General features: G+C 61.5%; 15 protein-coding genes and 1 pseudogene. 8 read left to right on the top strand and 8 right to left on the bottom strand.

What is annotated here, in order from left to right:
* Nucleotides 1-12: 12 nt before the first annotated feature.
* Nucleotides 13-747 (bottom strand): fumarate/nitrate reduction transcriptional regulator Fnr, encoded by a 735-nt coding sequence (fnr, locus tag CDV44_RS15735; RefSeq protein ID WP_087688870.1) that lies wholly within the window; start codon nucleotides 745-747, stop codon nucleotides 13-15.
* 481 nt (nucleotides 748-1,228) lie between these two features.
* On the opposite strand from fnr, the gene scpB reads away from it, so the two are divergent.
* The 7 genes and pseudogenes from scpB (at nucleotide 1,229) to truB (ending at nucleotide 11,590) form a co-directional block, all read left to right on the top strand.
* The gene (scpB, locus tag CDV44_RS15730; protein ID WP_087688869.1) at nucleotides 1,229-2,392 is read left to right on the top strand and encodes an SMC-Scp complex subunit ScpB; all 1,164 of its coding nucleotides are present in this window, start codon (nucleotides 1,229-1,231) and stop codon (nucleotides 2,390-2,392) included.
* 151 nt (nucleotides 2,393-2,543) lie between these two features.
* Nucleotides 2,544-4,490 carry a pseudouridine synthase gene (locus CDV44_RS15725; RefSeq protein ID WP_371328771.1) on the top strand — a complete coding sequence of 649 codons (1,947 nt, stop codon included), beginning with the start codon at nucleotides 2,544-2,546 and terminating at the stop codon, nucleotides 4,488-4,490.
* Between the two features lie 443 nt (nucleotides 4,491-4,933).
* Entirely contained in the window at nucleotides 4,934-5,392 is a 459-nt protein-coding gene (gene rimP / locus CDV44_RS15720) for a ribosome maturation factor RimP (RefSeq protein ID WP_058379070.1), read from the top strand.
* On the top strand, nucleotides 5,389-6,864 hold the full coding sequence (gene nusA, locus CDV44_RS15715) for a transcription termination factor NusA (RefSeq protein ID WP_087688868.1): 1,476 nt from the start codon (nucleotides 5,389-5,391) through the stop codon (nucleotides 6,862-6,864). Before rimP ends, nusA begins: the two co-directional genes overlap by 4 nt.
* 80 nt (nucleotides 6,865-6,944) lie before the next feature.
* Nucleotides 6,945-9,914 (top strand): translation initiation factor IF-2, encoded by a 2,970-nt coding sequence (gene infB, locus CDV44_RS15710; protein WP_058379068.1) that lies wholly within the window; start codon nucleotides 6,945-6,947, stop codon nucleotides 9,912-9,914.
* Between the two features lie 83 nt (nucleotides 9,915-9,997).
* Nucleotides 9,998-10,366, top strand: a pseudogene (rbfA, locus tag CDV44_RS15705) (30S ribosome-binding factor RbfA); the annotation flags it as partial.
* 234 nt (nucleotides 10,367-10,600) lie between these two features.
* Nucleotides 10,601-11,590: a tRNA pseudouridine(55) synthase TruB gene (gene truB, locus CDV44_RS15700; RefSeq protein WP_087688867.1), complete on the top strand. Its 990-nt coding sequence runs from the start codon at nucleotides 10,601-10,603 to the stop codon at nucleotides 11,588-11,590.
* A gap of 141 nt (nucleotides 11,591-11,731) precedes the next feature.
* On the opposite strand, the gene CDV44_RS15695 is transcribed toward truB, so the two are convergent.
* The 3 genes from CDV44_RS15695 to CDV44_RS15685 form a co-directional block, all read right to left on the bottom strand.
* Nucleotides 11,732-11,944 (bottom strand): cold-shock protein, encoded by a 213-nt coding sequence (locus CDV44_RS15695; RefSeq protein WP_087688866.1) that lies wholly within the window; start codon nucleotides 11,942-11,944, stop codon nucleotides 11,732-11,734.
* Between the two features lie 35 nt (nucleotides 11,945-11,979).
* Nucleotides 11,980-17,304 (bottom strand): RHS repeat-associated core domain-containing protein, encoded by a 5,325-nt coding sequence (locus tag CDV44_RS15690; RefSeq protein WP_170936006.1) that lies wholly within the window; start codon nucleotides 17,302-17,304, stop codon nucleotides 11,980-11,982.
* A 221-nt stretch (nucleotides 17,305-17,525) separates the two neighbouring features.
* Nucleotides 17,526-18,020: an acyl-CoA thioesterase gene (locus CDV44_RS15685; RefSeq protein WP_058379063.1), complete on the bottom strand. Its 495-nt coding sequence runs from the start codon at nucleotides 18,018-18,020 to the stop codon at nucleotides 17,526-17,528.
* 277 nt (nucleotides 18,021-18,297) lie between these two features.
* Between CDV44_RS15685 and CDV44_RS27825 the strand changes: the two genes are divergently transcribed.
* Nucleotides 18,298-19,230: a hypothetical protein gene (locus CDV44_RS27825; protein ID WP_141118749.1), complete on the top strand. Its 933-nt coding sequence runs from the start codon at nucleotides 18,298-18,300 to the stop codon at nucleotides 19,228-19,230.
* Nucleotides 19,231-19,392: 162 nt separating this feature from the next.
* Here the strand turns inward: CDV44_RS27825 and CDV44_RS15675 are convergent, their stop codons facing one another.
* The 4 genes from CDV44_RS15675 to CDV44_RS15660 all read right to left on the bottom strand — a co-directional run bounded on the left by CDV44_RS15675 (nucleotide 19,393) and on the right by CDV44_RS15660 (nucleotide 24,448).
* Nucleotides 19,393-20,943 carry a DHA2 family efflux MFS transporter permease subunit gene (locus tag CDV44_RS15675; protein ID WP_087688863.1) on the bottom strand — a complete coding sequence of 517 codons (1,551 nt, stop codon included), beginning with the start codon at nucleotides 20,941-20,943 and terminating at the stop codon, nucleotides 19,393-19,395.
* A 37-nt stretch (nucleotides 20,944-20,980) separates the two neighbouring features.
* Complete coding sequence (locus CDV44_RS15670) at nucleotides 20,981-22,219, bottom strand: HlyD family efflux transporter periplasmic adaptor subunit (RefSeq protein WP_087688916.1); 1,239 nt, start codon at nucleotides 22,217-22,219, stop codon at nucleotides 20,981-20,983.
* An 84-nt stretch (nucleotides 22,220-22,303) separates the two neighbouring features.
* Nucleotides 22,304-23,824, bottom strand: a complete 1,521-nt coding sequence (locus tag CDV44_RS15665; protein WP_087688862.1) for an efflux transporter outer membrane subunit — start codon at nucleotides 23,822-23,824, stop codon at nucleotides 22,304-22,306.
* 111 nt (nucleotides 23,825-23,935) lie between these two features.
* Nucleotides 23,936-24,448 carry a MarR family winged helix-turn-helix transcriptional regulator gene (locus tag CDV44_RS15660; protein ID WP_087688861.1) on the bottom strand — a complete coding sequence of 171 codons (513 nt, stop codon included), beginning with the start codon at nucleotides 24,446-24,448 and terminating at the stop codon, nucleotides 23,936-23,938.
* Nucleotides 24,449-24,676 lie beyond the last annotated feature (228 nt).

The following is a 24,676-nucleotide window of genomic DNA, read 5'->3' as shown; positions in this document are numbered from 1 at the left end:
CGCAAGCCGCTCTTAGCAGGCGGAGGGGGCGCCAGCCAGTGTGCGCAGAGCGGTGGCGTCGATGATCTTGACGTGGCGCTGGCGGATTTCGATCATGCCGTTCTGGGCAAAGCGGGAGAACAGCCGGCTCACCGTCTCGAGCTTGAGACCGAGGAAGCTGCCGATTTCTTCGCGGCTCATGCGCAGCACGAATTCGTTGGCAGCGTAGCCGCGTGCGGCCAGACGCTCCGACAGGTTGAGCAGGAATACCGCCAGACGCTCTTCGGCGCGCATGGTGCCGAGCGCGAGCAACTGCTGGTGTTCGTTGCGGATTTCCTGGCTCATCAGGCGGTGCATCTGACGTTGCAGCGTGGGCACCTGACGCGAGAGCGTCTCCAGTTCGCCAAAACGGGCAATGCAGAGTTCGCTGTCTTCGAGTGCGACGGCGGTGCTCGGGTGGTGGTTGTCGGCGATGGCATCAAGGCCGATGAGTTCGCCTTGCAGGTGGAAGCCGACGACCTGCTCGCGCCCGTCCGGTGCCGTAACGCAGCTCTTGAGAGAGCCGAAACGGATGCCGTAGACGGCGTTGAGCGCATCGTTGGCGTGATAGAGCACTTCGCCCTTTTTCAGGCGGCGGCGCTCGCTCACGAGTGCATCCAGTCGTTCCAGTTCGGGTGCCGGAATGCCGACGGGCAGGCAGAACTGCCCCAGCGAACACGTGGAACAACGCGGCTGAGCGACTGGAATGCGTCCGATCTCGGTGGTCATGAATGCCCTTGAAGTTATTTCAGAAGTTTACCATGGTGCGTCTACCCGCCGTTTCAAACGACGGCGTGGCCTGTTGGACTCGATAGGGGCGCAGAACGGGCGTTTGAGGGGTTGTGTCGGTCCGCGCCGTGTGCGAATGCGACAAGACGCCGCAGGCTGGCAAATGGCGGCCGGCGGGGCGATGGCGGCATTCTCCCGGCCGGTAAGGGCGAGCGCGGGACCCAGACATATCGACGACGCTTTACGGGCGACAGTGTTTCAGTAATAATTGCGCACATACCGGACGTCCGTCTCGCCGCACTATCGGCCTGGGCGTTTTCCCGGCAGGTCGTTTCGAAGCATCCAGGTCGCGCCGCCGTCACTACGACCGAACACAAAAGGGCGCGCGCTTATGCGAAGCGGTTACGACCGTTTCTCGTGTTCCAAGCATCCATTTATTCCTGATACCGGGTCGCCAAGCCCCCGGTCTGCTTAGTCGCACATGAATACCCAAGAGGCGAAACTCGTCCTCGAGACCGCGTTGATTTGCGCGCAAGAGCCGCTGAAGGTGGGCGATCTGCGAAAGCTTTTCAATGACACCGTGTCAGGCGATACGGTGCGCGCGCTGCTCGAGGAAATCCGCGTGCAATGGGATGGCCGAGGTGTGGAATTGGTGGCTCTGGCCACCGGCTGGCGTTTCCAGAGCCGTCCGCGCATGCGTGAATATCTCGATCGCCTCAATCCGGAAAAGCCGCCGAAGTACTCGCGGGCTGTGATGGAGACGCTGGCGATCATTGCATACCGTCAACCGGTCACACGTGGCGATATTGAAGAAATTCGCGGTGTGACGGTCAATACACAGATCATCAAGCAGCTTGAAGATCGTGGCTGGATCGAGGTGATCGGCCATCGAGACGTGCCAGGACGCCCTGGTCTGTACGCGACGACCAAGGATTTCCTGGACGATCTCGGCTTGCGTGCACTCGACGCACTGCCGCCGCTGGAAGACCCGGCGGCGCAGGCGCAAATCGATTTGCTCGCGCAACAGAACATCGAATTCGGCGAACGTGCCGAAGGCGAAGACAGCAACAACGAGGCGACCTCGGACGATGCGCCGGTCGCCGACGCCGAAGCGCTGGCTCGACTGGCCGAAGCGCGTGCCGACGATCTGCCGCTCGCTCAGGGCGTGCCGGAAGACCAGCGGCCGGTGTCGGAGGCGGCGCAGGCACTCACCGACGACGCACTGCTCGATGCAGTCATTGCCGAGGGTGAAGACGGTGTTTTGCCGGTATCGACGGAACTCGCGGGCGTTGAGCACGTCAGTGAGCAGGACGATGCGCAGGTCAATGAGCACGTCGATGAGTCGGTCGACGCACTGGACAGTGATCCGGTCGATGCCGAACAAATCGATGCCGCTGTCGAGCAGCATGAGGAATATTCCGAAGACTCGGAAGCTGCGGCACCGATCGACAACGATCCGCCGCAAGATATGCAGCACGTGACGACGCAGGCGGCCGATCCCGCCGCGCCGGCAACGCAAGATGTGGCCCCGCACGCTGCCGACACGGCGGCGAACGAAGCCGCATCCGGGCAGCCCTTGCCCGGTGCGGACGAGGACGACGACGAAAACGGCGGGGACGACAAGAATCTCGTCACCGGTACCTGAGGCTCCGGCGCATCGCGCCGGGTTCGCACAGGGCCGTTAGCGACAAAAACGAAGCCGCGGCATAGGTTTGCCGCGCATTCATGGTGCGAACACGGATCAGGGCAGCGATAGTTGCCTGCCCGCCACGATCCCGTTTTCCAATGAGGTTGTGTTGAAACAAAACGAAGAATCCCAGGACCTGCACGCACGCGATGCCGGTGCCGAAGCACGCGCGCCGGAAGGCGAGGGCGGCGATGACAAGGCGTCGCGCCGCGGTTTGCGCCGTGGTCCGCGTAGTCTGATCGCCCGCCGTCGTGCGGCCCAGCAAGCCAAGCGAGAAGGTGATGAAGGCGGCCCGGGCGAGTCCGACTCGGCCGACGCCCCGCAGGGCGACGCGCCGCAAGCTCAGGAAGTGGCTGCCGATGGCGCCGCGTCTGCCGCACAAGGCCGTGGCCGCAGCGGTAATGGCACTGGCGCGCGCAAGCCGCGTGCCAAGCGCGATGGCACGGGCCAAGGGGCGCAAGGCGCGCCTGCTGGCAACGCAGCCAATGGCGGGAATGCAGGCGCTGCCGGTAATGGTGGCGGCGCAGGTGCTGGCGCAGGCAAACCCCAGGGCGCAAGCAAGGGCCGTGGACGCAAGGCGACCGGCAGTGCCGGTGCAGGCCCCCGCGGCGGAAAAGCCGGCGACGACGATCTGTTCGCGTTTGTGACGTCGGGTGGCTTCGATAGCGAAGAAGCCGAAGGCGACGCCAAGCGTGGCGGTGCCCGCAAATCGGCCGATCGCCGTGTGCTTTCGCCGGACGACGAAGCGCCCAAGCTGCATAAGGTGCTCGCCGAGGCGGGCATGGGCTCGCGTCGCGAGATGGAAGAACTGATTCTTGCCGGTCGCGTATCGGTTAATGCCGAGCCGGCACACATCGGCCAGCGCATTCTGCCGACCGATCAGGTTCGCATCAACGGCAAGCTCGTCAAGCGCCGGATCACCAGCAAGCCCCCGCGCGTGCTGCTGTATCACAAGCCATCGGGCGAGATCGTCAGCCATGCAGATCCGGAAGGCCGCGCGTCGGTGTTCGACCGTCTGCCGCCGATGAAGACTGCGAAGTGGCTGGCCGTGGGCCGTCTCGACTTCAACACGGAAGGTCTGCTGATCCTGACGACGTCGGGCGATCTGGCCAACCGTTTCATGCATCCGCGTTATGGCATCGAGCGTGAATACGCCGTGCGCACGGTCGGCCAGTTGAGCGAATCGTCGCGTCAGCAATTGCTGCGTGGCATTGAGCTCGACGACGGCAAGGCCAACTTCCTGCGCTTGCAGGATGGCGGCGGCGAAGGTTCGAATCACTGGTATCACGTGGCGCTGACCGAAGGGCGTAACCGCGAAGTGCGTCGTATGTTCGACGCGGCAGGTCTGATGGTGAGCCGTCTTATCCGTACGCGTTACGGCCCGCTCACGCTGCCGCGCGGTCTGAAGCGTGGCCGCTACGAAGAACTGGACGACGCTCAGGTGCGTTCGCTCTTCGCCGCCGTCGGCATGAAGGTGCCCGGTGCAAGCGAAGCCGAAAAGGGTGGCAAGGGTACGCGTGGTGGGGCAGGTGCGCCGAAAGAGCCGCGCCGTCAGCCGGACCCGATGCAGACCGCGCTTGGCGTGTTCACTCGCGAGCAGGGCTACGGTCAGGCACGTCGTCCGCGTGCTAATCCGCTGACTACGTTTGTCGGTCCGAGCGGTGGTTTCCCGGCGCCGGCGGCATCGCCGCGCGGTGAAGGTCGCCGCTTCGGTGGTGGCAATGCGTCCGGTGGTGGTTTCGGCGGCCAATCGCGCGGCGGCAATTCCGCTGGCGGAGGTGGTTTTGGCGGCCAGTCGCGGGGTGGTAATTCGGCGGGTGGCGGTGGTTTTGGTGGTCAATCGCGCAGCGGCAATTCCGCGGGTGGTGGCGGTTTCGGCGGTCAATCCCGAGGCGGTAGCGGCGGCGGTGGCGGTGGCGGTCGTGGCGGCAACGCCAACGGCAATCGCAGCGGCGGCGGCAATCGCAGCGGCGGCGGCAATCGTGCCGGCGGCGGTGGCGGCCAGGGCAACACGGGCGGCAACCGGGGCAATCGCGGCGGTAACCGTTCGCGCTGATGCTTCACGGCAGGCCCGGCATGGCGGAGCGGATGCACGGCATTCGCGACACCCCGGGCGCCCGACTGACACGCTGGAAGGCGGCGGACTTATTGCATTGCAGCGGCGTTGTGAAGACGCCCGTCCCACGGGCATTTGCCATGCCAAGCGTTGCAAAATGGCCAAAAAACCATATAAAATCAGTGAATAAGCTGGTTGGCGTGCCGGACTTTCTGTTGCGGCGCGCACCTCATGCGCAATGAGGATGTAAGAAATGGGCGTTTCGCCCATTTTTTTTTGCCGCGAGCGTTTTGCGCGGCCGATACCGCCGCGTTGGGGAGTGGGTGTGTCGACACAGGCACGCCGGCCCGGACGGTCGAGGCAGGTATCGTGCGGCGTCCCATGCGGGGCGCGCAGATATAGTCGGGCGCTGATGCGCACGAGTTTTTCTAGGGTGAGCAAAGTTGCAATTGCCAGAACTGATCGAGACCACGGTCGAAGGCCTGGGTTACGAGCTGGTCGATCTTGAACGCGCCGGCGGCGGTTTGCTGCGCGTTTATATCGACAAGCCTGAGGGCATCGGCATCGATGACTGCGAGACGGTAAGCCGTCAGCTCTCGCACGTGCTGATGGTCGAGAACGTCAACTATGACCGACTCGAAGTGTCGTCACCGGGGCTGGATCGTCCGCTGCGAAAGCTGCGCGACTTCGAGCGTTTTGCCGGTGTTGAAGTGAGTCTCACGTTGCGTGTGCCGCTGGACGGCCGCAAGCAGTTCCGCGGCATCTTGCAGGCGCCGCAAGGCGAAAATCTGAGCCTCGAGTTCGAAGGCAAGGGCGGCCCGGCGCTGCTCGAATTCACCCTCGCGGATATTGACCGTGCGCGCCTAGTGCCGCAGATTGATTTTAGGAGTCGCAAACGATGAGTCGCGAAGTATTGCTGTTGGTCGATGCGCTCGCGCGCGAAAAGAACGTCGACAAAGATGTCGTGTTCGGCGCGCTGGAAGCAGCATTGGCTTCGGCCACCAAAAAGCGCTACACCGAAGACGTCGACATTCGCGTGCACATCGACCGCGAGTCGGGCGAGCACGAGAGCTTCCGTCGTTGGTTGGTTGTGCCCGACGAGGCTGGCCTGCAAGAGCCGGACAAGCAGATTCTGTTGTTTGAAGCCAAGGAAGACAACGACGCGATCGAACTCGGCGAATTCGTCGAAGAGCCGGTTGAGTCGGTCGAATTCGGCCGCATCGGCGCGCAAGCCGCCAAGCAAGTGATTCTGCAACGCATTCGCGATGCCGAGCGCGAGCAGATCCTGTCGGACTTCCTCGAGCGCGGCGAAAAGATCATGACCGGTACGGTCAAGCGTCTCGATAAGGGCAACCTGATCGTCGAGTCGGGCCGTGTCGAAGCGCTGCTGCGTCGCGATCAACTGATTCCGAAAGAAAACCTCCGCATCGGTGACCGCGTTCGCGCGTACATCGTGAAGGTCGATCGTACGGCCCGTGGCCCGCAGATCGAACTCTCGCGTACCGCACCGGAGTTCCTGATCGAGTTGTTCGGCATGGAAGTGCCGGAAATCGAGCAAGGCCTGCTCGAGATCAAGTCCGCTGCCCGTGACCCGGGTGTGCGCGCCAAGATCGCCGTGGTGGCCTACGACAAGCGTATCGATCCGATCGGTACGTGCGTGGGTATTCGCGGTACGCGTGTGCAGGCCGTGCGTAACGAACTGGGCGGTGAGAACGTCGATATCGTGCTGTGGTCGGAAGACCCGGCGCAATTCGTGATCGGTGCCCTGGCGCCGGCGGCGGTGCAGTCGATCGTCGTTGACGAAGAGAAGCACAGCATGGACGTCGTCGTCGACGAGAACGAACTGGCCGTGGCGATTGGCCGCAGCGGTCAGAACGTGCGTCTCGCGTCGGAACTGACCGGCTGGCAGATCAACATCATGACGCCGGACGAATCGGCCGAGAAGCAGAGCGAAGAGCGCGGTACGTTGCGCACGTTGTTCATGCAGCGTCTCGATGTGGACGAGGAAGTGGCGGACATCCTGATCGAGGAAGGTTTCTCGAGTCTGGAAGAGATCGCCTACGTGCCCCTCAACGAAATGCTCGAAATCGAAGCTTTCGATGAAGACACGGTGCATGAGTTGCGCAACCGTGCGCGCGACGCACTGCTGACGCAGGCGATTGCCACCGAGGAGAAGGTTGAGGGCGTTGCGCTCGACCTGAAGAGCCTCGACGGCATGACGCCCGAGTTGCTGGCCAAACTGGCCGAGCATGAAATTCAGACGCGCGATGATCTGGCCGAGCTGGCCGTCGACGAACTGACCGAAATGACCGGTGTCGACGAGGAAGCTGCGAAGGCTTTGATCATGAAAGCGCGAGAGCACTGGTTCCAATGATGACCTGCCCCGGCATGCATATGGAACAGTGAACTTTGAAGTTAACCGCAAGGCGCGTGGCCTTGCTTGAAGAGGTTTGAATGGCGAGCATCAACGTAGCCCAATTTGCTGAAGAACTGAAAATGCCGGCCGGCGTGTTGCTGGAGCAACTCAAAGCCGCCGGTGTGGACAAACTCAGCGCCGACGATTCGGTAACGGAAGCCGACAAGGCCCGTTTGCTGGAACACCTGCGCCGATCGCACGGCGCTGGCGACGGCGACAAAAAGAAGATCACTCTGACGCGTCGCCAGACCTCGGAAATCAAGCAAGCCGACTCGACCGGAAAGGCGCGCACGATTCAAGTCGAAGTCCGCAAGAAGCGGACGTTCGTCAAGCGCGACGATGTGGCTGAGGGCGCTGAAAACGCTGCGGTTTCGGCCGAAGACGAAGCACTGCGCCAACGCGAGGAAGACGCACGCCGTGAGGCGGAGCGTCTTGCTGCCGAGGCTGCGGAACTGAAGCTTCGCCAAGAGCAACTCGAACGCGAAGAGGCCGAGCGCCGCGAGCGTGAAGAGAAGGAAGCGGCTGAGCGTCGTGCCCGTGAAGAAGCGGAGCGCGCTGCGGCGGCGGCCAAGGCTGCGGCTGAGCTGAAGGCCAAGGCGGAAGCGAAAGCCGAAGTCAAGGTCGATGCTGAAGCCGACAAGGCTGCTCAGGCCGAGACGGAAAAGGCTGAGCAGGCCAAGCAAGCTGCTGCTCAGGAAGCTGACAAGGCAGCGGCCGCCAAGGCAGACGCTGAGCGCGAGCAGGCCCGCAAGGCCAGCGAAGAAGCGCGTGCAGCCGCCGAGAAGGCCAGTGCTGCGGCCGACAAGGCGCGTGCCGAAGAGGAAGCGATTCGCAAGCGTCGTGCAGCGGCGGAAGCCGAAGCGCGTGCCATTCGCGAAATGCTGAATGCCCCGCGCCGCGTGCTGAAGGCACCGGAGCCGGCACCTGCACCGGTAGCGGCGCCGGCCGCCGCCAAGCCGGAAGCCAAGGGTACGTTGCACAAGCCGGCCAAGCCGGAAGGTTCGACGTCGGCCAAGCCGGCAGACAAGAAGCCTGCGACCACGGCTGCACCGTCGACGACGACCGCCGACAAGAAGGACAAGAAGCCGGGTCAGTGGCAGAAGGATGCCGATAACCGCAACAAGCGTGGCGGCATGAAGACCCGCGGCGACGCAAGCGGTGGCTCGGACGGATGGCGTGGCGGTGGCCGTGGCGGCCGTCGTGGCGATCGTCATGCGCAGGACAATCAGTTCCAGGCACCGAGCGAGCCGATCGTACGTGACGTGCACGTGCCGGAAACCATTACCGTGGGCGATCTGGCTCACAAGATGGCGGTGAAGGCCTCGGAAGTCATCAAGCTGATGATGAAGATGGGTCAGATGGTGACCATCAACCAGGTGCTGGATCAGGAAACGGCAATGATCATGGTCGAGGAACTCGGCCACCGTGCAATTGCCGCGAAGATGGACGATCCGGAAACGCTGCTGTCGCTGGGCAATGACGCACCGGAAGGCGAAGCCTTGCCGCGTCCGCCGGTGGTGACGGTGATGGGTCACGTCGACCACGGCAAGACCTCGCTGCTGGACTACATCCGTCGCGCCAAGGTGGCGTCGGGCGAAGCGGGTGGTATTACGCAACACATTGGTGCGTATCACGTTGAAACGCCGCGCGGCACGGTGACGTTCCTCGACACGCCGGGTCACGAGGCCTTTACGGCCATGCGTGCCCGTGGTGCTCAGGCAACGGACATCGTGATTCTGGTGGTGGCGGCCGACGACGGCGTGATGCCGCAGACGAAGGAAGCGATCGCTCACGCGAAGTCGGCCGGCGTGCCGATCGTGGTGGCGATCAACAAGATCGACAAGCCGGAAGCCAACGCCGACCGCGTGAAGCAGGAACTCGTGGCCGAAGGCGTGGTGCCGGAAGAGTACGGTGGCGATTCGCCGTTCGTGCCGGTGTCGGCGAAGACCGGTACGGGTATCGACGATCTGCTCGAGAACGTGCTGCTGCAAGCGGAAGTGCTGGAACTGAAGGCACCGGAAGCGGCCCCGGCCAAGGGGATCGTGATCGAAGCCAAGCTCGACAAGGGTAAGGGTCCGGTGGCGACGATTCTGGTGCAGTCGGGCACGCTCAAGCGTGGCGACATGGTGCTGGCCGGTCAGGCTTATGGCCGCGTGCGTGCCATGCTCGACGAAACGGGCAAGAACGCGAAGGAAGCCGGTCCGTCGATCCCTGTGGAAATTCAGGGTCTGTCGGAAGTGCCGGGTGCCGGTGAAGAAGTGCTGGTCGTGCAAGACGAGCGCAAGGCGCGTGAAATCGCCTTGTTCCGTCAGGGCAAGTTCCGCGACGTGAAGCTGGCCAAGCAGCAAGCCGCGAAGCTCGAGAACCTGTTCGAACAGATGGCCGACGGCGAAGTCAAGACGCTGCCCCTCATCATCAAGGCAGACGTGCAGGGTTCGCAGGAAGCACTGGCGCAGTCGCTCAACAAGCTCTCGACGCCGGAAGTGCGTGTGCAGATCGTGCACGCCGCCGTGGGTGGTATCAGCGAAAGCGACGTCAACCTGGCAACGGCTTCGAAGGCGGTCATCATCGGCTTCAACACGCGTGCCGATGCACTGGCGCGCAAGCTGGCCGAGTCGAACGGCATCGACATCCGTTACTACAACATCATCTATGACGCAGTGGATGAAGTGAAGGCGGCAATGTCGGGCATGCTGGCACCGGAGAAGAAGGAAGAAATCACCGGTCTCGTCGAAGTTCGCCAGACGTTCCGTGTGCCGAAGGTCGGTACGGTTGCCGGTTGTATGGTGCTCGACGGCTTCGTCAAGCGCTCGTCGAATGTCCGCGTGCTGCGCGACAACGTCGTGGTCTTCACGGGCGAGCTGGATTCGCTCAAGCGCTTCAAGGACGACGTCAAGGAAGTCAAGACGGGCTTCGAGTGCGGTTTGTCGGTGAAGAACTTCAACGACATCCAGGAAGGCGACCAACTGGAAGCGTTCGAAATCACTGAGGTTGCGCGTTCGCTGTAAGGCGCGACGTTCAACGGATGTGGAATGGCCCACCAGGCCGGGTAACCGGTGGGGTGGGCCATTGCATTACTAGCGAGTGAGTCATGGCAAAGAAACGTAATATTCCGGGCGGCCGCAATCTGCGCATCAACGATCAGATTCAGCGCGATCTGTCCGAGCTGATCCAGCGTGAAGTGAAAGACCCGCGTATTGGTCTGGTGACGCTGCAAAGTGTGGAAGTCACGCCGGATTACGCGCATGCGAAGGTGTACTACACCACGCTGACGGGTGACCCCAAGCAGACGGGCGAAGCGCTCAACGAAGCGGCCGGTTATCTGCGAAACATGTTGTTCAAGCGTCTGCACATTCACACCGTGCCGACGTTGCACTTCCACTTCGACCAATCGATCGAACGTGCGATCGAAATGTCGCGCCTCATCGACACGGCCAACGCCACGCGCGCGAAGGAAGAAGAGGAAGCGGGCGGTGTCGACGAAGAAGAACAAGACACGAACGACGTTGATAACGAAGGTAAGGACGAAGGCAAGGACGACGACCGCAAGTAAGCGGTGGTCTCCGTAGTCCCGGGTTCGACCGACTGAGCACGCCGGGCTGCCGAAAGGCCAGTCCGGCGGTGCACGAAGCCTGCTGGCGCACGACGCGCGGCGTGGCTGATTCTCCACGAAAATCTCAAGCTCTCCCGCATCATGACGGACCCGCGTTCGCAGGCACCCCGCCAAAAACTTCCCCGATTCGCCCTCGATGGCGTGTTGCTATTGGACAAGCCGTTGGGTCTGTCGTCGAACGACGCGCTCATCAAGGCCAAGCGCTTGCTGCAAGCGTTGAAAGCCGGGCATACCGGCACGCTCGATCCGTTGGCCACCGGCTTGCTGCCGCTGTGTTTCGGTGAGGCCACCAAGTTCTCGCAGGATTTGCTCGAAGCGGACAAGACTTACGAGGCACGTGTTCGCCTTGGCGAGACCACGACGACGGGGGATGCCGAAGGTGAAGTGCTGCAAACCCGCGACGTGACGGTCGATGAGGCGGCCATTCGCGCCGTATTGCCGCAATTCACCGGACCGATCTCGCAAGTGCCGCCGATGTATTCCGCACTCAAGCGTGACGGCAAGCCGCTGTATGAGTACGCACGCGCCGGTCAGACGCTCGAGCGCGAAGCACGCCAGATCACGATTCATTCGCTCGAATTGCTGGATTGCTCGCTGCCCGACGCGCCGGAGTTCACCTTCCGTGTGACGTGCAGCAAGGGGACGTACGTGCGTACGCTGGCGGAAGACATTGGTGAAGCGCTGGGCTGTGGTGCTCACCTGCGAGCACTGCGCCGGACAGCGGTGGGCCCGTTGACGCTTGACGGTGCGGTGACGCTGGAAGACCTCAACGCCATCGACCAGCCGCAGCGGGTGGAAAAGCTCGCGCCGGTGGATGCGTTGCTCAAGACGTTGCCGACGGTATGGCTCGACGACACGCTTGCGAAGCGCTTCGGCCACGGTCAACGACTGCGGCTCGACGAAACGCGTTGCCCGCAAACGCTGCGCACCTGCGCGTCCGGGCACGAAGAGGGTATCGAAGTGAAGGTTTATGCGGAAGCGTTCGATGACAACGCAGCACGCCTGCTCGGCGTCGCCCGCCTCGACAGTGAGGCACTTCTCACGCCGCAGCGCTTGCTCAAGACGCAGTAATCCGCAGCAACAACGTCATTTACAGGGACTCGCGTTCGCGAGTCCCATCACACATTTTCCGAAGCACCGGCGAGCGTGACGCGCCGGCGGCTACGAGCCGGATGTTGACGGCTTCCGGACCAGGGCGGGCCTCACCGCGAATCACTCGGTTGCCACGATTTTCACATTCTTCGCCATGGGCCCCTTGGCGCCTTGAACGACGTCATATTCGACAGGCGTGTCCGCTTCGATACCCATCGCTGCAAACCCCACGAGTGAGGCCGAAGGCAGGAAGACAGCATCACCGCCATCATCCGGCGTGATGATGCCGAAACCTCGGTTGTTGTTAAAGAATTTGACTTTACCTCGTGACATTTTTCGCTCCTTAAAAGGACTTGCGGATCTTGCGCTCAGGAAGTCATTCGAGCGCCGCTCCACCAGTCCATACCGTCAAAAATCCTGCTCAGCCCCGACTTTGCGAAACCCGGTGCCATGACGCTTGTGGCATTGCGGCAAAACAGACCGTCGACAACCTTGTAGTGGTATCCGGCGCCGGCGAGGGCGTCCATCACTTGGTCGAACGTGATTTGTTGCATAGGTAAGAGGAGGTCGACGCCGTGCTGACGGTCCAAGTTGCCGAACAGCCCCCCTATGTCGAGCGACTTTGTGTTGGCAAGGCCCTGCATCTCCTTGGCGTAGGCTGCCGTTGAAAAATCGGTAGACAGGTAGTTGGACACTTTCGCCGCAGCGTCGCCGTACGGCGTGGATCCATAGGCACCGTTGATCACGCCTGCGTAGCTGTTTCCCTTCGTGAGCGCTTTGAATCCCTTGTTGCCTTGGAGGCCCATTTTTTTCGTGGCGTTGCCGGCAAAGCCGGGCTTCACCCGGCCAAAGCGAGCGACCATCCGGCTATATAAGCCGCCGCCTCGAAGTCCCTGACCCGCAACCACCGCAGGCGCCCGCCGTGCCGTGCCCAATACCCCGGTGCCCAGATTGACCACACCAAAACCAAGTCCGAGATACCCCAGTACGCTCGCCAGCTCCGGATCACTATCCTCCAGGACAATGGAGGAAATATCGAACGCGCTGCCGACCGCAGCGAGCCCGGTCACGCCGATCGCAAGGGCAAGAGAACTGCCGCTGGTAAATGGCGTCGCCAGAAGGCCCAGCACGCTTGCCGCAATACGGAATTCCTGCGTGTACATGAGCGGCATCGTGTCGAGGCGACTGTACTGCGCAATCTCCGCGTGCCCGCTCGGATCGTGATAGTTGAGGGGGTCGCCGTGGCAATAGACGTAGGCGGCAATTCCTCCTATGTCGAACGGACTCATGATGTCGGGCGACTGGAAGCGGCAATGCTCCGGGTCGTACATCCGGTAGCCGTTGCCGAGATGGTAGAACCCCACATAGTTCAGCGGCTCGCCTTTGAAGCCGAGCCAGGTGACCGCACCGGGATCCGAAGTCCGGTAGCCGTAAGGGGAAAAGCGGTAGTACGTGATGGCCTTGGTGTCGAGGTCGATGCTGGCGAATACGGTCCCCGCCTGATCGCGAAGTTCGAACGAACTGGTTGCCGTCGTCTTATCGTCGATCGTCGTGGATGCTTCTTGCAGGAAGCATGACGGGCTGTCGTTCTTCAGGACGAGCGTGCGCTTGTTGAAACCGTGCTTCTTTGCATCGTCCTGCTGAGAAACGGCATATCGCCGTTGCCCACGGTAGTGGTAGGTCTCGTTCCACTTTCCCTTACCGGCAGAACCCCCACGAATTCGCCCAAGATCGTCATACGTGAAGACGAAATCACCGTCTTTCCCACCTGCCGTGGCAGAGCAACTCTTGGCCCGGCCGTTGCCATAGTAGGCGAGGGTGCGGTTCGATCGCTTGGTCAGCCGCCCGGCGTCATCGTTGTCGTACGGCTTGCCGTCCAATGAGGTGAGCACACCGGGTTTGGCGTCGTAGGTGCGCGTCGTCGTCGACACCGAGAGCACCTCCGGACGGCTCGTGCCGGTGTAGAACTCGTTCTCGCTCGACAGTACATTACCGAGCTTGTCGTAATCGAAGACCTGTTTGACGTATTGCTTGCCGCCATAACCTGCGAAACCCGCCTGCGAGCAGGACCAGGTTTTCAGGCGTTGTGAGGCGTCGTACTCGAAGTAGTCGGCGTTCGACGTCTTGTCGTCGACCTTGAGCATGATGCGGTCGATGCGTCCGTCGCCGATGCGTTGGCTTTCAATGACATGCGTCTTGACGCCGGTGCATTCGAATTTGCGCTTGATCTCGATCCCCGAGCGGTTGTAGCTGTACTGCACCGTCATGGTGAGATTCTGTTTCGCGGCCTTGATCGTTTCTTTCGACAGCAGGCCGTTATCCGAATAGACGTACGTGGCTTCGCAGCTATCGTTGATGGAGCGCTCAAGTCGTCCGAAAGCGTCGTACTGGAAGGCCGTCTTCGCGCCGGTGATGTCCTCGAACGCGATGATTTGTTGCCGATGGCTGAAGTGTGTCTTCGATGCACGCGTGCCAGCGTTGTCCGTCATGGTCTCGGTGTACCTCAGCCCGCTGCCGTCGATCTCGCTCTTGTAGCCCGTGACCGTTGCGGGACGCTCGCCAGCATCGATTTGCCTGCCCCAGCGCGATGCGCCGTTGTACTCGAAGATGGCATCGGTGCCGTTGCTGATCTCTCGGGCGGGACGGCCGAGACCGTCGACCCGCTGTTCGCCCAGCGAGATCGTGCCCTTGTCGTCCTTGAGGTAAGCCGTGACGGCGACACTGGCAAGTGTTTCGTCGGGAAAGATGTTGCTGATCTCGATGCCGTCGGTGGTCGACGTGAGCAAGCGGTCGAAGCGGTCGTAGGTAAAGGCCGTGGGAGCGCCTTTCGCAGGCGTGAGCGTCTTCAGGCGGCCTTGGCCGTCGTAGGCCATCGTGATCTTGTCTCCGGGGAGCGTTGTTCTGCTCCCGTCGATGGTCTCGGTGTTGACCGACGTCATGTTGCCGCCGGCGTCGAAGGCGGTGAGTTTCCTGAATGACGGCGCACCCGATGCGCCGGCACTTTCAGTGAGCGTGCGTTCGGCAGCATCGTAGTCGCGCTGCGTTTCGGCGGCACCGACCACCATGGTTTCGCCCATGGCTTTGCTCGCGAGTGTCAGCGACTGGGTGTCGAGCTCTTTCCCGCCGGCGTCGGTCTGAACTTTCTTGACGCTGCACGTGTTTTTGGCGTCGTCATAGGTCCAGTTCGTCGTCAGCATGCTGTGTTTTACGTTCGCGTAGTCGTAATCGTATTGCTCGTCGCTCGCCAGACGGCCTTGGGCATCGTAGGTGCATCGGCTCATCAGCAACCAGACCTTGCCATCGGGACTTGCCCAGCTCTCACAATCGCGTGCCAGTTCGTCTCGGATCACACGGGTGCGTTGCTTCGAAACCGAGTCGAGGGTTTCGTGCTGCCATCGCCGGCCTTTGAGCGGTGTGATGGTGTACTCGCGTTGCCCGGCAGTGACACCCCCCTGCGAGGCGGTTTCCTTGATCAGCGTGCCGACCTTGTCATAGTTGCACGTGGTCTTGACGCCCTCGCCATCGACAGATTCATCGATGCGTCCGGTTAGCGCGGAGCGTGTCTGGCTCAATGTGAACGTCGTTGCATCCGCCGTCTCGGTCGTCGTCAGGACGGTGATCTTTCGCTTGTTCTTGGCGTCGGTCTTGTAAGTGAACGAGGTCTTGATTTCCGAACCTCTGACCTTGCCGCCGCCCGCACCGATCAGCCACGCCGAGGTTGTGCTGATCTGGCCAAACCCGGGGTCGTTGACGTTCGTCTGATAGGCGATGTCTTCGAGGTGCATCGAGCGGTCGGTCCACTTGCCGGCGCTTGGCTGTTTCAATTTAAAACCGCGGGCGTTGGTCTTGCTCTGCTGGACCAGACTTTTGTTCAGTGTGTCGATGAGGCTCTGCGTCTGGTCCTTGGATTTCTTGTCGCCGGCGGTACTGAGTTGTTTGTCGAGACTATCGAACAGTGCCTTAGCGGCTGCTTTGGCGATTTTCAGTTGCTCCGCGCTGACGTCGATTTCTTCGTATGACGGGTGCATCACGGTGAGTTTTCTGCCCGGCAGAAGCACGTATTCCCGGTCAACCCCACTCACGGGTTTGCAGGTGAGACTGGCATAACCGTAGTACGTGAGACGTAGCGCATATTTCTTGTCGCCATCCCGTCGACAAACGAGTTCGGACTCCACGTGCGAGGTGAAGTTCTGGGTGTCGCCCGCGTAGCTCATGTCGAAAGGGAGTTGAAAGGCGGCTTTCGCGTAGTCGTTTTTGGTGATCGACATCGTGACCGTCGAATCGATTCTTGTGCCCCATGTCAGCCCACCGGAACCGAACGCGACGAAGCCGAGGCCAATCGGATTGGTGAAATCCACGACCTTCAACAGGATGCCGAAGAAGCTGGTGTCGTGATAGCTCGTCGCGTTTTCCTTGACCGTGTACGCAGCGTAGTTGTTGAAGTAGGTCCATTCGGTGATCGTGTCACCTTGAGTGGACTTGATGAGGTTGCCGCTGGCATCGTATTCGAGCGCGAGTTCGTCAACGACGACATTGGCGATTTTCTTGATCGTTTTATGCGTCGCGGTGCCGCGCGCCTTGTCGATGCTGACGCTTTGTTCCGTGAGTACGGTGACATCGGCGGCGGTGACGGCTTCGGAGACTTGTCCGGTGTCATTGAACGAGTACACGCGCGAGAGAACGTTCTTGTTGCCTTGTGTGCAGGCAATGGTGGTCTTGTTGGCGTCGTACTTGTAACTCTCGATCAAGGCGGTGACGGTCTCACCGGGCAGGGTGGTGTGCTTGACGATCTGCTTGTCGTTGAACTCCATCAACTCGGCGTGCGTTGAGGTTTCCAGCACATCCGGATCTCCCTTCTTTTCCGCCGGCAGTGACTGCTGGCGGCGCATTTCGAATTTCTTGATCGCGCCTTGTTCATTTTCGAGAACGTAGATTGTCTTGGCGGTTCCGATCGCGCCTGTGACTTCAATGGTTTGCTCGAAAGTGTTGGGGTACTTGGCGTATTTGCAGGTGTAGCTCACCTGTTCGTCGCTACCGGGGAAAAGGGTGATGTTTTTCAAGGCGGGTGGTGGGATCTCGAGGCCGCGTCTGTCGGCCGGAGAATCCATCCAGTCCGCGTCAAGCAGACGCCCGTCGTCGTCACTGATGGCGACAACTCGCGGTGTGGCTCGGAACGTTTTCCAATCGAATTTCAGTGATCGGCCCGAGGGCAGAATGTAGTGCGTCGGGAATATCCATAATTTTTGAGCGTTTGCCTGCGACCCAAGTGTTTCACTAATTTCGAATTTTTCGGAGATCCCATTCTTGTGATAAACAATCACCGCGCTGCCTGCTTGCTCTATCAGAAAGTCTCCGCCGTTGAATGATTCACCTCGGCGCAACTCGAAGTTGAGTGTGCGCCCGTCGTACAACGGCAGGTCTTCATATCGACGGAAGGCCCCGCCACTGGCCATGCTGTCATTAAAGGACGTGTAGATGCCGCAAGGAAGAATATTGAGGTCGCCTTCGTGGGTCTTGCACGACAGACTGATGTCGAGCGCCGGTGACGTACCGGCATCGGCGAAAAGACTGGCGATCGGAATTCTTAAAAGGCCCTGACCGCTTTTGGGGCTGACGACTACGTGCCGGTTCATCGACGCATAGGTTTCGAACGCCAATTGTGCGTTGCTGCTGAAATGCTTGATCGGAGACATGTTGACGCTCCCACGAAGGCGGCGATATGCCGGAGTTGCCTTCATTGAAGCACCACGAATCACGGCCAAACACTGTCAACGTTGACAGGCGACAGCCGTCAGACGCCGTGGGACGCTAGCGTCAGAACGTGGGAGCGAGGGGAAGTGGGGCAGGGCGGGGGTACGGCGAACGCTGACTAAACAGCATGGCGGGCGGTGAGACTACCGCCCGCATTGCCGACTTAGTTGGCGACGTTCTCGGGCTTGAGGGCGTCGATGGCGCCCAAGGCAGCACGAACGTCCATGGCGTACTTCGCAAGCGCTTTCTGCTCGTCGGTCTTCGGCTCGAACGACGGCACGCTGACCGGGTGATTGCTCTCATCGACCGCGACGAAGACCATCAGGCAGTCAGTCGTCTGACGCAGCTCGCCCCATTTCGGGTCACCTGCGTGCACCGACACATGGATGTGCATGCTCGTGCGCCCCGTGGCGACGATGCGCGCACGCAGTTCCACCAGATTGCCCACCAGAATCGGCCGGTGGAAGTGAATATTGCCCACGCTTACCGTGACGCAATAACGGCCCGACCACGTGGCGGCGCAAGCGTAGGCCACTTCATCGATCCATTTCATCAACGAGCCCCCGTGCACCTTGCCGCCAAAGTTGACGGCAGCCGGTTCGGCCAGGAATCGGAAGGTGATCTCGGAGCGGTCGCTCTGGTTTTGCGGGGTATTCATGATTGTGCTGATTGTGCGGGGGAAATGTATCGTCGGGCGCCGCCCATTGCAGAGCGTTCGGCCGTCAGAACGCCGATGATACTGCGAATGCGCAAAACGCGTGCCGACGGGTGACATTTCCAGGCAGGCGAAATCTGAAAGCGGATGGACAATGGCCGCGCATAACGTTGTGATTTCCCCCGCTACGCAATGTGGGGTGACGCGATGCCAGGCATCGTCAACGTCGCCGGCTAGCGTCGTGCCATGGCACGAACCTCGGCGCCATGGAGCTTGCAGGATGCTATCCAGCATTGGCGGATTGCCCGCCGCAGCGACATCAGTTGTCCCATTGAATTCCTCGCCTCCCGGAATCGACCCTCCTTCGGAACACCAAACCATGCTCCCGGCCGAGGCGCTTCCTCGCTATTCGCGGGTTGCCGGGGCAGGGGTGCTGATGGCCCACATGGCCAATTTTGCCGCGCAAGCGGCAAGCGCAGCCGCCCCGTACATGGCGCCGGGGTACTTCGCCGGGATCGCTGCCGAGGTTATGTACGAAGCGACCATGGTGCCATCGACTTCCACCTCTTCCACAGTATTTCCACCCAACCCGGCGTATTCACCCGTTCAAGTGTTACGCATCGGAAGCGCTGTCTTCACGCCGGGGATGATGCTGGCGCCGTATTTCGCATTGCTCGCGCTGGGCGACCTGATTTGCTGGTCCATCGAAATCGGTAAGCCCGGGGCCCTGCGGTTTCGGGGCGACAGCGTTGCCAACCTCATGGGATGGATGAATGAGCTCGGGGTCTTCGAACAAATGCTTGCCGCGCTGGGGCCGCCCGAACCTTCCGGCGGCGAAGCGCCCGGCAGCATGGTCACGCCAAGTCCATCGATTCGCGCCGCCATGCTCACAACGGTTCTCGACAAATTACGCGCAAAGCTCGTCATGCATGACGATCCGCATTGGCAGAAGCAACTCGCGTGCTATATCCGTTCTGCCTCTACGACCCTATTTATCCTGCTCGTGGCGCGTTTGCCGTTCAGCAGCGATGTGTCGACGGTGCCCGATGGTTTGATTGCGCTTTATCGATGGATCGAGGGCGTGGCAGGGGCGACGAAAGCCGCCGCGTCAACGTCGGACACGCTGGTCGATAAGTACTATGCGCCCGATGCACCGGCGTACCCATTGGAAAGCGTGCATGTCGAGGCGCGTGATCCCGACGTGCGGGAGTGAACGGACGAGGTACATGTGTGTGCGGTGCCCGCCATTGGGGCACGCCGCCAAACGAAAAAAACCCCGCTAACGTCAGCGGGGTTCAAGAAGTGCCCGGTAGTACAGAGCAGGGCCGGGCACTCGGGGGGAAGAAGGTTCCCGGGGGTGTCGCGAGGGTGCTGCTTAGTGAGCCCCCGCCGCAGCGTCGCCGCCGCCACCGCCACGTATCGGCCGCGTAATCCACACCATCGCGATCATCAGCACGAACAACAGCGCCGAGATCCAGAAGATGTCGTTTGCGCCCAGCATCGCCGACTGCTGCGTGACGATGCGATCGATGTAGCCATGCGCCTGCGGTGTCGACATGCCCAACTGATTGAGCGTCTGCACCGAGTCGTTGAACGTCGCATCGTACGGTGTCAGATGCTCGGTCAACTGCGCGTGATGCAGCGTGATGCGGTTATCCCACACCGTGGTCGCAATCGACGTGCCTACCGCGCCGCACGTAATCCGCACGAAGTTCGACAGACCTGCCGCTGCGGGAATGCGGTGCGCCGGCAAGCCCGACAGAATGATGGCCGTGAGCGGGATGAAGAACATCGACATCGGCACGCCCTGCAAGAACGTCGGAATCATCAGCGTGCGCGTATCGACCAGCGTGTTGAAGTGCGAACGCATCACGAAGACCAGCGCGAACAGCAGGAACGACACCGTCACCACCCAGCGTGCATCGAGCTTTGGCAGCGTCTTGCCGATAATCGGCGACAAGATGATGGCGAATAACCCGACCGGTGCCATCACCAGCCCGGCTTCGGTTGCCGTGTAGCCGAGATAGATCTGCAACCACTGCGGCAGAATCACCAGATTCCCGAAGAACAGCCCGTAACCGACCGAAATCGCCACCACGCCGCCCGTGAAGTTGACCCGCTTGAACAGCGTCAGGTCCACCACCGGGTGCTTCTCGGTGATCTCCCAGATCACGAAGAAACAGAACGCCACGAGTGCGACCAGCGCCAACGCGACAATCGTTGCCGAGTTGAACCAGTCGAGTTCCTTGCCCTTGTCGAGCATCACCTGCAACGAGCCGACCCAGATTACCAGCAAGGAGAGCCCGATCTTGTCGATCGGCTTTCGCTGCGTGGGCGTTTCGCGTTTCTTGTAAATCATCCACGTCACATACGCAGCGGCAATACCCACCGGAATGTTGATGTAGAAGATCCACGGCCAATGGTAGTTATCGGAAATCCAGCCACCCAGAATCGGCCCCATCACCGGGGCGACGAGTGTCGTCATGCCCCAGAGTGCCAGGGCCATCGAACTCTTGGCCGGCGGATAACTTGAGAGCAGCAGCGACTGCGACAGCGGAATCATCGGGCCGGCCACGGCACCCTGCAACACACGCGCAGCGAGCAGAATTTCGAGCGTGGGCGCCATGCCGCACAGCCACGAAGCCAGCACAAACAACAGAATCGACGTGATGAACAGACGCACCGCGCCGAAGCGCTCGGTGAGCCAGCCCGTCAACGGTACAGAAATGGCGTTGGCGACGGCGAACGACGTAATCACCCACGTGCCCTGACTCGACGAGACACCGAGGTCACCGGAAATGGCAGGGATGGACACGTTGGCAATCGACGTGTCGAGCACGTTCATGAACGTGGCGAGCGACAACGCGATCGTGCCGAGTACCAACTGGCCGCCCGAAAGCGGGCCAGGAGCGTTTTGAGTTGCCATGAGTTGTCAAAGGGGGTGGGGGGCACCCCCCTCCGCTTTACAGGGGACGCGCGCGAGCGGGCTGGTTGCGCGTGTCGTTGGCGGCGCCCGAAGCGCCCGAACCAGCAGCCGCGCCAGCGTTTTCAGTGATGATCTTCGCCACGATGTCGTCGGCGTCGTGCCCGACCTTGTCGTACACGTCGGTCGAATACACCGGCAGCGTCGGCGCTTCACCCAGCTCCTTGCCGTCGGTGTTGCGCACGTTCACCTTCACCTGCATCGACAGGCCCACGCGCAGCGGATGCTGTTGCAGTTGCTTCGCGTCCAGCGCAATACGCACCGGCAGACGTTGCACCACCTTGATCCAGTTACCCGTGGCGTTCTGTGCCGGCAGCAGCGAGAACGCGCTGCCCGTACCTGCCGAGAAGCCCGCCACCGTGCCCTTGTACTCGACCGCCGAGCCGTAGACGTCGGCCGTGAGCGTCACCGGCTGACCCACGCGCATGTGCGCAATCTGCACTTCCTTGAAGTTGGCATCCACCCAGACTTCGTTGAGCGGCACCAGCGCCATCAGCGGTGCACCCGTCGCGACACGCTGGCCGACCTGCACCGAACGCTTGGCGACATAGCCGTCCACGGGCGCCGGAATCGACGTGCGGGCGTAGTCGAGATACGCGGCACGCACTTGCGCGGCCGCCTGCTGCACGTTCGGATGCGTGGTGACCGACGTCTTGTCGGTCAGCGCCTTGTTCGACACCAACTGCGCACGGGCCTGCTCAAGCGCGGCTTGTGCCGACTTCACAGCATCCTGAGCGTGAGCCAGTTCTTCGCGCGACACGGCGCCCGAGGCAATCGCCATCTCGCGGCGCTTCACGTCGGCCTGTGCCTTGGCCAGATCCGACTCGCGCATCGAGACCGTCGCCGCGTAGGCGTCGTTGTTCACGAAATACGTACGCACCTGACGCACGGTCTGCGCCAGATTCGCTTCCGACTTCAGCAGGGCCACGCGGGCATCGGTCTGGTCGAGCGTGACCAGCGGCTGGCCAGCCTTGACCATCTGCGTATCGTCGACCTTCACGCCCGTGACGGTGCCGGAGACTTGCGGCGTGATCTGCACCACGTTGCCCGCCACGTACGCATCGTCCGTGTCTTCGTAATAACGCGCATAAAGCGCGTAGTAGGCGCCGTAGCCAATCGCTGCAATCACGATCACGGCCGTCAGCGTCAGCATCATGCGGCGTCGCTTGCCGTTGTTCGGGGCCGGCGTAGCAGGCGCTTGTTGTTGGTTGTCGCTCATCATTCGCTCCGTACTAATCTCTCAATGTGCTTTTTGACGTTGTGTCTTGTGTGTCTTATGTGCTGCTGTGCGGTTCAGGGCAGGTCAGTGCGTTTGCGTCGCCGCATCGCCGTCGGCCGTGGCCGGGCGTTCCTGCCCGACGACCAGACCGGCTGCCTGCGCGTCGAAGCCACCGCCCAGCGCCTTGATCAGTCCGATCTGCTGGTCGCGGCGTGCGCCTTCGATATTCACGCGTGTCTGTTCTTGCAGCAGCAGCGACGACTCGGCTGTGAGCACTGTCACTTGCGGCGTGAGGCCTGCCTTGTAACGGTCGATGGCCAGATCGTAGGCACGCTGCGCAGCGTTTTGCGCCACGCGCTGCGACACCATCTGCCGGTCGGCGGAACGAATCGATGACATGCGGTCGGCGATATCGCCGAGTGCCTTGTTCAGCGTCGAGTCATAGTTCGCCACGGCGCTTTCATACGCGGCGTACTGACCCTTGAGGTTGGCGCGCAGGCGCCCGCCGTCGAAGATCGGCAGCGAAATCACCGGGCCGGCCTGAATGTTCTGGCTGCTCGGATCGATCAGCTTGCCCAGCCCGAAGGTCGAGAAGCCGAAAGCGGCGTTGAGGTTCACGTCCGGGTAGAAGCGTGCCTTGGCAACGTCCACACCCTTGAGTTGAGCTTCCACGCCCCAGCGGGCCGAGACCACATCGGGACGGCGGCCGAGCAGGGCGAGCGGCAGGTTGTCGGGCAGCGCCGGCGTCGGCAGTTGTGCAAGCTTCGGACGCTCGATTTCAAGGCCGCGGTCCGGGCCCTTGCCGAGCAGCACGCCCAGTTGGTGGCGCGTGAGCAGGATCTGGCCGTCGAGTTGCGCGAGTTGCGTCTCGATATCGGCGGTATTGCTTTCGGCCTGTTTCTGTTCGACTTGCGTGTCGAGTCCGGCGCGCACACGGTCGTTCGTCAGCTTGCCCAGGTTCTGGCGCTGCTTGCCGATGCGCTCCAGCACGTCATGCAGGGCGTATTGCTGCGCGAGCTGGTTGTACGAGCGAGCCACTGCGGTGGAGAGTGCGAGGCGCACTTCCTGATCTTCGGCTTCTTCGGCGCGCTCGGCGTTGGTCGCCTGCGCACGTGCCGAGCGATTCTTGCCCCACAGGTCGAGTTCCCACGACAGCGAGGCATTCAGGTCGCCCTGAGTGAACCAAGTGCCGCCGTAACCCGGCGGATAAATGGTGTTTTCCGTGAATTTCTCGCGATACACGTCGGCCTGGAAACCGACGGACGGCAGCAGCGCCGCAGCGGCACCTTCCGTCTGGGCCTGTGCGGCCTTCAGACGCGCGGCTGCCGAGGCCAGATCGGGGTTGGTCGCGAGCGCTTCGTTGATCAACGAGACGAGTTGCGGATCGCCAAAACGCTGGGCCCAGTCAGTGCCCGGCCATTGACCGCCCTCGGCGGGCAGGCTGCGCTGGGTCTGATACTGGTCGGGCGTGGAGATCTGCTTGTCGCTATGGATGCCGGCGAAATTCGCACAACCGGCAAATCCCAGCGTTACTGCCGCCAGACAAAGGGCGGAAATCGCTGAGCGGGCCCGCAGACGCGGGAGGAACGGTGAGGCCGCTTTCATCGCAAAACCTTTACGAGTGAAGTCTTCTACTGACAATAATCGGGGAATCGGGCACTTGCGAGTCCGTGCAATAGTGGACATGGCAAGCTTTATTCGAGGGGAATCCGGCGGTTATCCGCTCTCTCCGTTGGCAATGACGCGCCGCAGGAGGCTCTTCAGAAAGCCCATTTCTTCGACGGAGAAGCCACGCATCAGGTGATCGGCGGCACGCACGAAGATATCCGGCATGCGGTCGGCCATCGCGTTGCCCGCCTCGGTCGCACTCAGATCGACCGTGCGGCGGTCGGTCTTGCTGCGCTCGCGCACCAGCAGACCGTGCGCTTCGAGACGGTCGAGCAGCCGGGTTACGGCGCTCGCATCTATACAGTAGTCGCGCGCCAGATCGGCTGCCGTCTTGCTTTTGCCCGTAGCTACCTTATAGAGCATGGTGGCTTGCGTGCTGGTCAGCCCGTACTGCGAGGTTTCCTTCGTCAGTTCGGCCATGATCAGCTGACGCACCCGGGCCACCAGATAGCCAAGGGAATCGTCGATGTTGTAACCGTTACGGGGCGGGTCGACGGCGGGCGCCGCATCGCTGGGCGGCGTCGGCGCTGAATCGTTGAGCGTGGCGGGTGGTTCGGCCATTTTCGTGATGATGCAATAATTGACTTGTCACGATTATAGCGGGCACTTAATAAAAAGCAAGGCGATGCAATAGTTGACTAGGCATATATTTTACGTCGCACTAGAAAGAAGCCTCTAATTGGTGCGTGGCGGGAGGTTGGCGTGCGAGGGAAATTCGTGACGGCGCGGTGTCAATGCGGTAAGCCGTTGTTGCATTGCAGAAATGCCATGACGTGGGACATGCGCAAG

The organism is Pandoraea sp. PE-S2R-1, assembly GCF_002179865.1.
In the GTDB taxonomy this organism is placed as follows: domain Bacteria; phylum Pseudomonadota; class Gammaproteobacteria; order Burkholderiales; family Burkholderiaceae; genus Pandoraea.
Note: the sequence above shows the minus strand (reverse complement) of the source record. Positions and strands in the feature narration are given on the sequence as shown.